The following is a 14,634-nucleotide window of genomic DNA, read 5'->3' on the forward strand; positions in this document are numbered from 1 at the left end:
GGCTAGATTTAAAAGATGATGAAGATCGGAATGTCGTCAAAGGCGTGATTTCCGAAATGATAGATATGTTTTTTAAAGAGTATTCAGAATAAACAATTAATGGGAATGACCTCACCAAGTCATCATGTTAAACATAACGATTTTTTTTGGTTTATTTATCACTTTTAAGTGATATGTTTTTTATATTTGGGACGGGAGATATTTTAAAAATTAAATCACTAAAGTTAGAGCAAACACCAGCTCGCTTTAAAGCAAAACGCCATAACTATGAAAAACAAATTTATTATCCTGCCATTCTTCGCTATGTGCGGTTTCTATTTTGGCCAAAGTACTATAGTATTCAGATACGATGAGGCGGGCAATCAAATTTTCCGAGGTGTTGATATTCGCAGACTTGCCGAGGAGCAGCAGGGTGATTATTTGACGACATGGAGGTCGTCGTCGGCCGAACAAACTGATGAAAGCAAGTTCTGGTCGATGGTCCAGGTATATCCCGTTCCGGTAAAAGATGAGCTAACGATAGGCTGGTCGGATGAGGCCGATGAAATGATTGACCATGTGACCCTTTACCAGCACAATACTGTGGCAAATGTTTTCACGACAAAAAACCTTCCCAACTTGAACCGCAAGGTACAGGTAAACATGAACGGAATGTATATGGGGGTGTATATCCTTAGCTTTCAGCTTAAGGACGGACGTAAGATGAGCAGAAATATTATTAAACTGTAAACAAGTTCCCATGAAGCAATTATATTTTTTCCTACTCTTTATGGTAGCAGGAATACTTCCTGCACAGAATTTCCACGACACCCAAGGGAATATAGAAGTCAATGGCGGTGGCCAGCTACAATATACTCTGCCGATAGCCTTGCCACCAGGCGTAAAGTCTGTAGCACCTCAAATCAACCTCGTTTACACAAGCGGAGCCGGGAACGGCATTGCCGGCTATGGCTGGAATCTTTCAGGCATCACCAGTATTACCCGTATGAGCAGGACTATTGAAAAAGACGGTGCTGTAAAGGGAATCCAGCTTGATGACACAGATTATTTCAGCTTCAACGGGCAGCGACTGCTTTTGAAATCCGGCACCTATAGATCTAGCGGTGCGGAATATGTGACTGAAAAATTCTCGAATGTAAAGATCAGATCAATAGGAAATGTGTCTGGACACGGCTGGACAGGGCCGGAATACTGGGAGGTAACCTTCGAGGACGGCAGCCAGGCGTGGTACGGAAATACCTGGGAATCTCGCACGCCGGTAGAATATAACATCACCAAATGGAAGGACGCCCAGGGAAACTACATAAGCTATAACTATTTCCAGTCCAACAATGTGGCGGCTATAAACAGCATATCTTGGGGCGGAAATGAAAACCTCGGCAAAAGCCACTTCAACCAGATTAATTTTTATTACTCCACCCGCGAACTTACCGAGACGTCCTATGTAAACGGCGTAAAGTTCCTACAGGATAAGGTATTGAACTCCATCCAGGTTAAAACTAACGGCAACCAGTTCAAAAGATACCAGATAACCCACACATCCAGCGATGGGTATCCTAAAATCTCGCTTATAACGGAATATAATTCGCAGGATGAGGCTGCCAATCCGGCAGTCTTCAATTATCAGGGTAATCCATCGAACAGTCCGCTTACACGTATTGAAACAAGCGTGAGCAATGCCAACACAAGGAAGTATGGCGACTTTGACTATGACGGCGTGACGGATTTTATCGAGATGAACAACAGCGGGGCACTGTCTTTCAAGAAGTCGGTCTATGTCGAATCAGAGGCGGTAAACATAAGCTACAATACTTCTGAGTTTACTTTAGCCAACTTTCGCGACGCCGCAATTATCAGCTATAAGAACAATAACGTCGTTGGAGAGAATGCGGGCATTGTCATACCCATAAGAAAAAACCGGGCAGACGGCTCAAATGCTTACGACTACGAGTTTAGAATTTATGCGGTGAACCTACAGAGCCGCACTCTTGATTTCAAATACTCGAAAACCTTATTGTATGAAAACTACAAGGCTTACGGTGAAGGCGAGTCAGTCGACCCGTCAAATTGCTACAGCAATCCTTCCAGCTTGCTGAGGGTGACATCCTATGACTATGATGGGGACGGTATATCGGAGGTACTCTTAGATTTCACATATGAATTGACTTGTTATAGTGAGGGGCCAATTGATCCGTATAGTGCCAACAAGAAGGCGTCGAAAACTACAGTCGCCAGTGCCGAACCAATAACCGATCTTGAACAGGACACCATCCTAATCCCGCAGTCAAATTTAAGAAAGGACAATACGCAGGTGCCATCCGTAGATAAGGATCAGGCCACCGATACAACACTGCAAAAAATTATGCCTCCGGATGTGGGCTTTGAGTATCAGAGCTACACCGAAAACTCAACTGTATTTTTTGATTTAAAACAGGAGGTTCCTTACGACCAAAGTTATTTAAGGTTTAATCTCTCATCGACAAACCAGTCTTTAGAAAGTGCTGATTTTAATGGAGACGGCATCGAAGAACTTTATACAGACCGCGGAAACAGCCTACAGGATTTTTATAATATCAAGCGCGATGCTGGCGGCAACTATTCGCTGATATCGACAATGCCGTATACCTCCTTGTCGGGTCTTGGCTCGAAAAAGATATTAGGTGATTTTAACGGTGACGGCAAGGTGGATATGGCCGTTCCGCAGGCTGATAAGACATCCAATTGGAAGTTCTATCTGTCTACCGGGAAAGGTTTTGACGTTTACGATTATTATAATTTCATCTATTTTTCTGCTAATCCGGAAATAAGTGAGAATGGCAGGCACAGGAATTTTTTCACTGAGCCATGGTGTTATTATGGCACTGTAACTTATTACCAATACCAGGCTACAGACTTGGACCAGGATGGCAAGAGCGAGATAGTCGTAAACAAGGTTGTTATGAGAAACCATGGTTGGAATGCGCACGATTCTCAAGAATATACGAATGTGAACCTATCCGTGTATTCGCCAAGCAGGCCGGCGTCTACTCCGGCTGTGGGAAGCACGACGCTACCATTTAGTTTTGGTAATACGCTCAGTTATTCCCCTCCAACTTTTGGACAGAAGGTCATCCCATTTCAGCCATTATTTATAAATAAGACCAACCGCCAGATTATTTTAATTGGAGCTCCCGACGATTGCCCGTTGAGCAATTGTTCGCGCCTTCATGTCATCTATCTGGACTACAAGCATATCCCGACAAGTTCGAGAATCAGCTCCATCACCCAAGGAAAATTGACAACAGATGTCCAGTATGCCGAATTGTTGCCGGGCTACCAGTACAAGGCGGATAGCCCAATGCAATACCCTTATATGGCATTAAACCGGGTTAACAAAAGCTATGTGGTCAGCAGTCTTGTGCAGGAATCACGCAGGCAGGACTTTAGATATAAAGGTCTCGTGTCCCATCTTCACGGCCGGGGCATGGTAGGCTTCCGCCAGACGGCAAGATCGTCCTGGTACAGTTACAACTATCCTTTTTATCAGACAATTATTTGGAGCGGTGCCGAGATGGATCCGTTACAGGAGGGTGTTCCAGTTAAGGAATGGAGTATCAAGACCAACGATGAGAACCTAATTTTCCCTTCTGACATATCGGTTAACAACTCGCAACTGCTCTCTTTCAAATCAACCCAATACCGGAACGACGCACTGCCATACGGTGTGAAGGCACTTCTGCCTGTTACAACTACGACTAAGGACTTCCAGCGTGATATTACGACGACTAGTACGATAATTAGCTATAACGAATACTACCTGCCTACGCAGACGGTGAGCAGCATCAACAACGGCTTTGCCACTACCACGACCAATCTGGAATATCTGCACAATCCGGGAGGAACCGGCAAGGACTACTATATAGGACGTCCGAAGTCCAAGACAGAGACCGTACAGGTATATGGCGACAGCAAAGGTGCCAAGGAGGATTACGAATACGAGAATAACCTGCTAAAAAGCAAGACCAGTTGGAACCAGAATAACTCCGGCTGGATAAGGGAGACCTATTCTTATGACGGCTTCGGGAACACGACCTCGAAAACCATCAGCAACAGTGCAGATGGAAACACTCAGAGCGAGAGCGCGCAATATGAGGCTACTGGACGTTTTGTAGTGAAGAAGACCGACAACCTCGGCCTGCAGACATCTATAAGTTATAACGATTGGGGGCAGGTACTGGAGCAGACCGATCCGCTTGGCAATAAGCTGACCAATACCTACGATGCCTGGGGTAAAATGCTGACTTCCAAGACTAACCTTGGTGGCACTACCACATATACGTATGAAAAGTTTTATAACGGCGATGCACGCATTACGGAATATAGTCCTGACGGTGATGAAAAAGCGACCTATACCAATAAAATAGGCCAGATTTATAAGACCAGGGTGAAGTCCGTGAACAGCGGTCGCTATGTTGCGAAGGATACCCAATATGACGAATTGGGAAGAAAGACCGCCGAAAGTGAGCCTTACTATGAGGGCGAGGGTGCCTCCAAATGGAATACCATCCAGTATGACGAATACTCACGCCCCATAAAGGCTACATCGTTTACAGGGAAAGTAGTAGAAAGTTCCTATAATGGTAGGACGGTTACGGTAACCGAGACCAACGCCAACAACCGCTTCAAAAAGCAGACTGCCGACGCCCTAGGAAATATCATCAGCTCCGAGGACAAGGGTGGTGTCATCAACTTCAAATTTAATGCGGCGGCTCAGGTTACAGAGGCCAAATACGGCTCTAATATAGTCACTGCCAAGTATGACGAATGGGGAAGGAAGTCGGAATTTTACGATCCCTCCAACGGGCTTTATAAATACCAGTATAATGCCTTTGGACAGGTGGTAAAGGAAACCAGCCCGAAAGGAAATAAAGAATACAGCTACAACAGCCTCGGTCAGCTGATTTCTCAAAGAGAGATCACAACTGATGGCACGCAGAACACGGATAAGACCATTACCTATGCCTATAACGACAAGGGACTTATTATCTCTAAGAATGGTTCATCTAAAGGCAAGGCATTCGGCAGCAGTATTAACTACGATAACTACGGACGGATTCTATCTACAACGGAGTCAGGAAATGGTAGGTCCTTCTGGCAGAGTGGCATTACTTACGACGATAAATCCAGAGTTACTTCCTATGAAAAAGGTCTTTATTCCAACGGTGTTACCACTAAGGTAACCATAGAGAATGTATATGATAGCTGGAGCGGCGAACTTTTCCAGTTAAAAGATAAAACCACTGGCAAGGTTCTTTGGGAACTTCAGGAAGCCAATGCCAAAGGACAGGTAACACGGGCAAAACTTGGCGCTACGGACATACTGAACATCTACGACCAGAATAGCTTCCTTACGAACATCAGCCATACGACGCCGAATAAGACTATCCTCCAAGTTAATTATAGTTTTAATGCTATTAAAAATGAGCTTAACAGCCGCAACACGGGAGGCGATTTCAATATTCTCGAGAGCTTTAGCTATGATGATAACAACCGGCTAATATCCTGGACGAACCCGAGGACAGGCGGCATGTCCTCCAACGGCTATGACGCCGAGGGAAGGATAAAGGAGAACGACATGCTGGGAAGCGTGAAGTTTGAGAACAACCAGTTCGTCTACAGGCCAACCTCCGTCGTATTGAATGCCGCAGGGCAGCAGAAGCTGGCGAACGACCTTGTGCAGAACATTCTCTATAACGAGAACAACGACCCGGTATTTATAGACGGCGTAAAGGGCGATGTAAGGTTTGAGTATGGCCTTACCGAGATGCGCCAGATGGCTACCTACGGCGGAAATTTTGCAACTACGGGCAAAGGCAGGTTTACCAAGTATTACAGCGAGGACGGCTCCTTCGAGGTGACGAGGAATAACCAGACTGGGGAGGAGAAGCATGTGCTGTATATAGGAGGTTCTCCATACGAAAGCAACATCATCTTCGTTAAGAATTATACAGAGAGCAGCGGTTCTTACAAATTTTTGCATAAGGACTACCTGGGCAGCATACTGGCCATCAGCGACGAGTCTGGGAATAAGATTGAGCAAAGGCATTACGATGCGTGGGGCAACCTCACGCACCTGCAGGTTAATGGCGGAGCAATTGTGACCGACGAAAACCAGATAAGAGATTTTCTATCCAGCGGAGGTCTTCTCGTAGATAGAGGCTACACCTCACACGAGCATTTTGCCGAGGTTGGGCTCATCCATATGAACGGAAGGCTCTACGACCCACTATTGCGCAGGTTCCTTAATGCCGACGAGAACATCCAGGATATGTTCAACACGCAGAACTACAACAAGTACGGGTATGTGCTGAACAACCCGCTGATGTACAACGACCCGAGTGGTGAAGTATTTTTCTTGATACCATTGGTTGGTTATTTTTGGTCTGCAGTAATTGTCGGTGCGGTAATTGGAGCGGCAAGCTATCTGGTATCCAGCGCAATAATGGGGCAGGCCATTACTCTTAAAGGATTTTTAAAATCGACTTTATGGGGAGGTATTTCTGGCGCGGTAACTTTTGGCATAGGGAGCATTTTTAGCGTCGCAGGAAGCACGGCACTTACTGCAACGGGAACTGCAATAAAAGAAGCCGTTGGAGGCGTTGGTTTAGCAATCGTTCAGGCGGGTACCCATGCTGTTGCGCAAGGTGTAATGTCGTTAATGCAAGGTGGTACATTCCAGCAGGCATTTTGGTCGGGGGCTTTAGGAAGTTTGGGAGCTTATGCTTTTGGCGCTGTTGTAGGTTCAGATTTTGCTAATAAAGCGCTTGGGCAGATAACATTTGGAGCACTTAGTGGCGGTATAGGTTCAGAACTTACTGGTGGAAACTTCTGGCAAGGTGCAGTAATTGGAGGTATTGTTGCAGGATTGAATCATGCGATGCATAAGTTTGATTTTGATCCTAAACCAAAGAAAACTGCATACGAAAAATTGAAGTCAGCATTAGATGGATTGGGTGTAAACAATGCTACAAAAGAAGCAATTCTATCCTTAGTTAAAAATCCAGATGATTTAGGTAAGATAGGATTAAAGTTTAAGAACATTATTGGTGTTGCGGGTAAAGCATTAGGGGCTGCATCAGTTGGATTGGCTATAAATGATTATATCCAAAATCCTACAACAGCAGGCTTGGTTAAGGTTATATCAACAATTAGTGCGTTAGGTATTACTACAGTTGTTTCAGGCGGAGTTGCAACGTCTGTTACCGGTTGGGTGTTATCAATTAGTGACGCGATTGGAGCTTCAGACTTCATTTATGGAGAAATTGGAAAATTCATAGATACTAATTTTTACAATGGTAAATCATTAGGGCACGAAGTTTATAAAAATATAAGTAATTTTTTAACGCCGCCCTCTCCAATTTATAATTTTGTAAAATGAAAAAGTTAATATTATTCTTACCATACACCATTTATCAATTTTTGAAAAAGTATAGTAAAACAGAATATGTTGCATATACTAATAGTTTGATGTGGTTTATAATATTGATTTTGTTATATTTACAATTTTTATTTCCTCAGTTTTTACATTTTGTATTAGGCAAACCCAATGAAAATATTTTAATGCATTTTAGATTTTTAAATAATCTTCGTTTAGCGAAATATATTGGATATTTTTTATTTGCTATCTCAATATTTGTTTTTTTAAAAAAAACCACATTAGATAATTTAAGATATAATGAGTTTCAAATTAGAGTCGTTTATATTTTATCAGCAATTATAATATGGTTACCACCAATATTATTAATTATTTTGCTTGTTAAAGCTTTTTAATTGGTTGTGGACATGTCGGTTTGTCATAATATGGGATTTAGGGATAAAATAAGGAATAGTATCAAAACAAGTGCAGGCATTTTAATTTGTGCAAGAATAAAAGCTCTTTTCGTTTAATAGCAATAATCTCAACAAACATGTAAGGTTTGAGTACGGTCTTACCGAGATGCGCCAGATGGCGACTTACGGCGGGAACTTTGCCGCAGATGGCGAGGGCAGGTTTACGAAATATTACAGCGAGGACGGCTCCTTTGAGGTGACGAGGAATAACCAGACCGGCGAGGAGAAGCATATCCTCTACATCGGCGGCTCGCCTTATGAAGCAAATATTGTATATTTGAAAAACTATAAAGAGAGCAGCGGATCTTATAAATTTTTGCACAAAGACTATCTGGGCAGCATCCTGGCCATTAGCGACGAGGCTGGAAATAAAGTTGAGCAAAGGCATTACGATGCGTGGGGCAACCTCACGCACCTTCAGGTGAATGGCGGCGCTATATTGACCGACGAGAACCAGATACGGGATTTCCTATCCAACGGCGGATTGCTTCTTGACAGAGGTTACACCTCCCACGAGCATTTTGCCGAGGTAGGGCTTATCCACATGAACGGAAGATTGTATGATCCTCTATTGAGAAGATTCTTAAATGCCGATGAGAACATACAGGATATGTTCAACACCCAGAACTACAATAAGTATGGGTATGTGTTGAATAATCCATTGATGTTTAATGATCCAAGTGGGGAATTCATATTTGCAATATTTGCGGCGTTGCCTCTATTTTGGGGAACAGTGGCCACTGCTGCGGTCATCGGGGCTGCGATTGGTGTGGGAATGTATATGATACAGGCAGCAATTACTGGAAATTGGAGTTGGGGAGGACTTGCAAAATCATTTTTTGTAGGTGCTCTCACGGGGGCGGTCTCAGGAGCTTTGGGACAGGTATTTACCGCTGGTGGATTTTGGGCTACTGTGGGTAATGGAGCTTTAGCAGGAGCAGGAAGCGGTGGCATTACCTCGGTTATCAATGGTCAAAATTTTTTTGAAGGAATCATTAAAGGAGCTGTGATTGGTGGGGCTATTGGTGCGGTGAGTTATGGTTTAGGGAAATTATTTAACGATACAAATGGCAATCAACCAGTGAGTGAAGTAAAAAGAGAAGATGTATTAACTTCTACTTCTTCAGGCTCAGGAGATGCACAAAAATACTCTTATGGAACTATGAAAGAATTTGAAAAAGGCTACGGCGGTTTAGGAAATCACGGAGTTGAACACTATTATTTAAAAACACCTAACGGTTATGCTGTGGCACAAGATAACAGTTTTTACAAAATGAATTTTTGGGATAAAATAGGAGTAAACGGACAGCGTGCCACAGGAGATGTTTTAGGAGTTACAGTAGGGAAAAATATCTATCTTCCAAAAGCAGCTTTTGCATCAAAATCATTGCTTACAGAGGTCGTGACACACGAAACAGGTCATGTAATTCTAAATAGTTCCAGTCTTTCTTCATTAGCAAATACCGCAACTTCTAATATGGGTAAATACTCACGAATTTTAGATAATTATGGTCATATTTCAATTAGAAAAATGACAATAGAATTATTTAATAAAAATCGATGGCTTACGCCAAATTGGTATATCCCAGCGCAATATTTTTATGGGGCAAAACCAAGTTTAGACAAACTGCTTTTACCTCTCATAAAATCTTTTAAATTCTGATTGTTATGAAAAATATACTACCAATCTTCATATTGTTTCTTTTTTCTTGTAAAAGAACTTTAAACAAGGATATTACAATATCTCCATCACTAAATATTAAAGACTCACTTCTTGTTTTAAACATCAGAAATAATACAGACAGGGATTATGCTGTGGAGTTTCCTGCTTTAGACAATTTTTTTTATAAAGACCAATATGAAGAAAGTTCTCCCGAAAACCTTCGGATAACCAAATCCTTTGAAGCAATAGATGATAAAATTGACATAGACTTAAACAAAGAAAATCAATGTTTTTCTCTTAAGAATGAATTTGGAGAGGTTGCTAAATTTAAATTTTTAAATAAAAAAAGCCAAAAGATTTATTATTTAAAAATTAAAAATTACAGAAAAGGGAAAACGATTATATTTACTGATGATGGATTTGATACAATTTACAATATTGCAGGACTTAAGAACAAGGATGTATTGTTATCAAAAATAAAAATTCAAAGTTGTGGCAAGTATGAATATTTTACGGGGAGCTTTGAGTTTATTCCTAAACAAATTATATTGCCATAAACTGGTAGTTAGGTCATGTTTCATAAGTATTGGTTTCCCATAACCACTGAGATTTAAGGGATGAAATGTGAAATAAACATAGCAAACCTGTGCAGGCAAATGACTGCAAAAGCGTAGAAGTTCTTTTTGGTTTTTTAATGAGGTTTGTCTTATGAGGTAAATATTGTATATTTGAAAACTATAAAGAGAGCAGCGGTTCTTACAAATTTTTGCACAAGGACTACCTGGGCAGTATGCTCAAACATTTGGAAACGCTATATTGCAGGCTGCCGCACATGGTGTTGCGCAAGGGACACTTTCATTGATGCAGGGCGCGAGTTTCAAGCAGGCATTTATAGCAGGTGCATTAGGTAGTTTGGGTGCAAGTGCTTGGGGGTACGCCCTTAACAAGGTTGGCTTGTCGCAATTTGCTTCAAGTGCAGTAGGGACAGTTGCATTTGGAGCGTTATCTGGTGGAATTGGAGCAGAACTAAGTGGCGGGAACTTCTGGCAAGGTGCAGTAATTGGAGGTATAGTTGCGGGATTGAACCACGCGATGCATGAAATTGATGTAAATGATTCTTACCTGAAGGGAAAAGGAGATGTAGGAAGCAATTCTCGAGATATTGAAGATCCGCCTTATAAATACAATGGCAAAAGTTATAATTCAAAAGGTTCTCTATATGGTGCTATATTGGTGGACCAAGCAGCGGAGCAATTTGGAATAAAAGATATTATGTCATTAGCGGCAGCTTTGGATAATCAAGGATTGTTAAGTAAACCTTTTGTTATGGAAGGGGCGTCCACTGGAACTTCCTTTGCTTCAAAATATGGAGCAAAGTTGTTACCGCAGAAAATGCCGATGAGACTTCCGACACACATTAGAGGTGGAACATTAAGATATACTAAAGTATTTGGGCGTTTTTTAGGTAGAATGGCAGGGCCAATTGGATGGGGAATTCTTGCGTATGATGTAGGAAAAACACTTTATAATACTCAAACCATATATAACGGCATCATAAATGGAAAATAATAATTATAATGTAATAATAGATTATATTTCTAACGAAATTGGTATTGACAAAAAAAAATTAAATGTCAATAAGTCTCTTTCTGATTTAGGTTTAGACGGTGATGATGTTTCAGAATTCTTACTAAAATTTTTTAAGACTTTTAGCTTAGAATATGATAAGGCTAATTTTAACAAATTTATACCGAAAGAGTCTGGTTTTTTTATAAATACTCTCATAAATCTTTTTTTTAAAAAAGAACAGCGAAATGAAAATGAAATTTATATTAAAGATTTAATTTTGGCATTAGATAATGGGCATTGGGTCAAAAAACATAATGACATATAATGGTAATGTTCCAAAAGTGTTGGTTTCTCATAACTATCGGGGTTTAGGAGATAAGAGATAAAACAATAATAACAAACCTGTGCAGACATATGCTTGCAAAAGCGTAGAAGTTCTTTTAGGTTTTTAAAATGCGGCACGCCATACGATAGTAACATCATCTACGTTAAGAATTATACAGAGAGCAGCGGATCTTATAAATTTTTGCACAAGGATTATCTTGGAAGCATCCTAGCCATTAGCGACGAGGCTGGGAATAAGATTGAGCAACGCCACTATGACGCTTGGGGCAATCTCACCCACCTGCAGATTAATGGCGGAGCAATTGTGACGGATGAGAACCAGATAAGGGATTTCTTATCCACCGGAGGTCTTCTCGTAGATAGAGGCTACACCTCACATGAGCATTTTGTGGAAGTTGGGCTTATACATATGAACGGCAGGCTCTACGACCCACTATTGCGCAGGTTCCTGAACGCCGACGAGAACATACAGGATATGTTCAACACCCAGAACTATAACAAGTATGGATATGTATTGAATAATCCTTTGATGTATGCAGATCCTTCAGGAGAGTTTATTTGGTTTATTGTCGGAGCAATTATTGGAGCTTACATTACAGGAGCTTCAGCAAACGGAACATTAAATCCATTTAAATGGGATTGGAAGGCAACTTGGGGAAAGATTGCGTTAGGTGCAGTATTTGGAGCAATAAGCGGTGGTGTTGGAGCAATGGCAGGAAGTTCGGCGGCGGTTTTTGCGGCTTCTAGTTGGGGGATACAAGGTGGTGTTCTTGGAGGTGCAATTGCAGGATTGGTAGGAGGTGCAGTTGGAGGAGCAATAAGTGGATTAGGAAATGCGGTAATCTTCGGCGAGAGTATAGGAAGAAGTATTGTAAGAGGTTTTATTTCTGGAGCAATTGGCGGTGCTATTATTGGTGGAGCTGTAGGAGGAATACAACAGGGAATAGCAAATGCAAAAGTTACCACTACAGGTGTCGGAACAAGGGGAAATATTTGGACAGGCAAGGAAATAGCCGTAGGTAGGAGTGCGTGGGCTCTGAATAATGCCCCAAAGACGACTACTGTCGGAAAAATTCCTAAAGTGGAAATGGGTATGCCTAGCGAAGAAGTAATAATGGGCAATGGAGACGGAAATTTAAAACTTCGGGATTTGGGAGATGGAGTGAAAGTCACGCCAAAACCGAACGAGATTATTCAAAATGTTGATGAATTTAATATTACGGGAAAAGGTAATTTAAATGGTAATATAAACATTTCACAATCCGATTATAATAACTTATTTACTGGATATACACAGAATTCTACCCCAATATATAGACCAAATGGTGATATTGTATATCCTTTTAAAATAAATAATTATAGTGGTTCTTTTTATACTTCAACTTCTGGTGGAATACCATCGATGCAGATTTATAATGAAACAACAAAGTATTTATTTAAAATAAGATTTACTATAAAACCATAAAAATGAAAAATGAATTACAATTAAATATACCTAAAAATTATATTTTATTCTTTTTTGATGATAATATATTTAAAAATTATACCCAATTTTTAAGTGAAAAAGATATTGACAATTGTCTTTATTATGCAAAAAAATTTGATTTGAATAATATTAGTAATAAAATAATATTAAATGTCAAAAATGATGCTGATGTATTAAATAATGCAAAGTTAAAAGAGATTAAAAATATGTGTTCATTGTTTAATGAAAAATATTTTTATTTTTTTTCAGGAGATAAAACGAATGGAGCATGTTTTAAATTTCCTTATGATTTTAAAATTAAAGTTGAGAATAATTCGGAACAATTATTTTATTCTCCTTTGTCTTCTTATAATAGTTGGATGACAAGTAATTGGTGTAGATATGTGAGCGGAGGTCATAAGTCAGATATTAGTATTGGAGAAAATAAATACTTAGATTTTTCTCACGAATTGGTAGTTTTCAAAGCAGAACATTTTGAAAGCATATCTAAAATATATGAATCTAAATATGGTGTTATTACTCCAATTTTACAACACAAAGAATTTTTTGAAAAAATATTTGAATTAGAGTTTAAATATCTTCTTTCGAATAATGTATATATAACAAATAATTCAATTGATTATATAAAAAAACAATTAGATTCGTCAATCTACTGAAAAGGGTGTATTAAAAAAAATAGGTAATCTTCCAGGCATGTTGATTTTCCATAACCATCGGGGTTTAAGAGATAAAAAATAACAATAACAAACTTTTGCAGGCATTTGCCTGCAAAAGCGCAGAAGTTCTTTTTGGTTTTTTAATGAGGTTTGTCTTATGAGGTAAATATTGTATATTTTAAAAACTATACAGAGAGCAGCGGATCTTATAAATTTTTGCACAAGGACTACCTGGGCAGTATTCTGTCGATAAGCGACGAGGCTGGGAATAAGATTGAGCAACGCCACTATGACGCTTGGGGCAATCTCACCCACCTGCAGGTGAATGGTGGAGCCATCATGACGGACGAGAACCAGATCAGGGATTTCTTATCCAACGGAGGTCTTCTCGTAGATAGAGGCTATACCAGCCACGAGCATTTTGCCGAGGTCGGGCTTATCCACATGAACGGCAGGCTTTACGACCCGTTGTTGCGTAGGTTCCTCAATGCCGACGAGAACATACAGGATATGTTCAACACCCAGAACTATAACAAGTATGGGTATGTGTTGAATAATCCATTGATGTTTAATGATCCAAGCGGGGAATTTATTCCATTGCTTGCAGCCGCAATAGGATGGATAGTATCTAATGCTGCTGCGATTGCAACTGCAGCAGCGATTGGTGCGGCTGTTGGACTGGCGGCCTATACGGTAGGTGTTTTGGTAACGGGTAGCAAGTGGTCGTTTGTTGCTGCTTTAAAAGCAACATTTTGGGGCGGGATATCCGGTGCGGTCACCTTTGGTATAGGAAGCATATTTTCTTCTGCCGCTCAAACTTTTGGAAATGCTATATTGCAGGCTGCCGCACATGGTGTTGCGCAAGGGACACTTTCATTGATGCAGGGCGCGAGTTTCAAGCAGGCATTTATAGCTGGTGCTTTAGGTAGTTTGGGTGCAAGTGCTTGGGGGTGATAATACCCTTAAAAAACTGGACCACTGTTTAAGTTGAAATTATTAACTTTAAATAGTCGGAAAAAACAATGAAACAGACACGCAGAAAATTT

The 14,634-nt window shown here is 40.6% G+C and carries 9 protein-coding genes and 1 pseudogene; all 10 read left to right on the forward strand.

Annotation, left to right across the window (positions count from 1 at the left end):
• Positions 1 to 267 precede the first annotated feature (267 nt).
• The gene (locus tag BUB43_RS10565) at positions 268 to 729 is read left to right on the forward strand and encodes a T9SS type A sorting domain-containing protein (RefSeq protein WP_073180943.1); all 462 of its coding nucleotides are present in this window, start codon (positions 268 to 270) and stop codon (positions 727 to 729) included.
• A 40-nt stretch (positions 730 to 769) separates the two neighbouring features.
• Positions 770 to 7,417: an RHS repeat-associated core domain-containing protein gene (locus tag BUB43_RS10570; RefSeq protein WP_073180945.1), complete on the forward strand. Its 6,648-nt coding sequence runs from the start codon at positions 770 to 772 to the stop codon at positions 7,415 to 7,417.
• The gene (locus tag BUB43_RS10575; RefSeq protein ID WP_073180947.1) at positions 7,414 to 7,809 is read left to right on the forward strand and encodes a hypothetical protein; all 396 of its coding nucleotides are present in this window, start codon (positions 7,414 to 7,416) and stop codon (positions 7,807 to 7,809) included. Before BUB43_RS10570 ends, BUB43_RS10575 begins: the two co-directional genes overlap by 4 nt.
• Positions 7,810 to 7,984: 175 nt before the next feature.
• The gene (locus BUB43_RS10580; RefSeq protein WP_260200808.1) at positions 7,985 to 9,532 is read left to right on the forward strand and encodes an RHS repeat domain-containing protein; all 1,548 of its coding nucleotides are present in this window, start codon (positions 7,985 to 7,987) and stop codon (positions 9,530 to 9,532) included.
• Between the two features lie 5 nt (positions 9,533 to 9,537).
• A complete protein-coding gene (locus tag BUB43_RS10585; protein ID WP_073180951.1) occupies positions 9,538 to 10,089 on the forward strand; it encodes a hypothetical protein in 552 nt (183 codons plus the stop codon).
• Between the two features lie 259 nt (positions 10,090 to 10,348).
• The gene (locus BUB43_RS10590) at positions 10,349 to 11,101 is read left to right on the forward strand and encodes an STM2901 family protein (protein WP_073180953.1); all 753 of its coding nucleotides are present in this window, start codon (positions 10,349 to 10,351) and stop codon (positions 11,099 to 11,101) included.
• Complete coding sequence (locus BUB43_RS10595) at positions 11,091 to 11,426, forward strand: DUF1493 family protein (RefSeq protein ID WP_073180955.1); 336 nt, start codon at positions 11,091 to 11,093, stop codon at positions 11,424 to 11,426. The genes BUB43_RS10590 and BUB43_RS10595 overlap by 11 nt, the downstream gene beginning before the upstream one ends.
• A gap of 132 nt (positions 11,427 to 11,558) precedes the next feature.
• Positions 11,559 to 12,176: pseudogene (locus tag BUB43_RS11630) on the forward strand (RHS repeat domain-containing protein); the annotation flags it as partial.
• Between the two features lie 737 nt (positions 12,177 to 12,913).
• Positions 12,914 to 13,588 (forward strand): hypothetical protein, encoded by a 675-nt coding sequence (locus BUB43_RS10605; protein ID WP_073180959.1) that lies wholly within the window; start codon positions 12,914 to 12,916, stop codon positions 13,586 to 13,588.
• A 216-nt stretch (positions 13,589 to 13,804) separates the two neighbouring features.
• Entirely contained in the window at positions 13,805 to 14,542 is a 738-nt protein-coding gene (locus BUB43_RS10610) for an RHS repeat domain-containing protein (protein WP_260200809.1), read from the forward strand.
• Positions 14,543 to 14,634: the final 92 nt, after the last annotated feature.

This window comes from Cruoricaptor ignavus (assembly GCF_900141665.1).
GTDB classification, from domain to species: domain Bacteria; phylum Bacteroidota; class Bacteroidia; order Flavobacteriales; family Weeksellaceae; genus Cruoricaptor; species Cruoricaptor ignavus.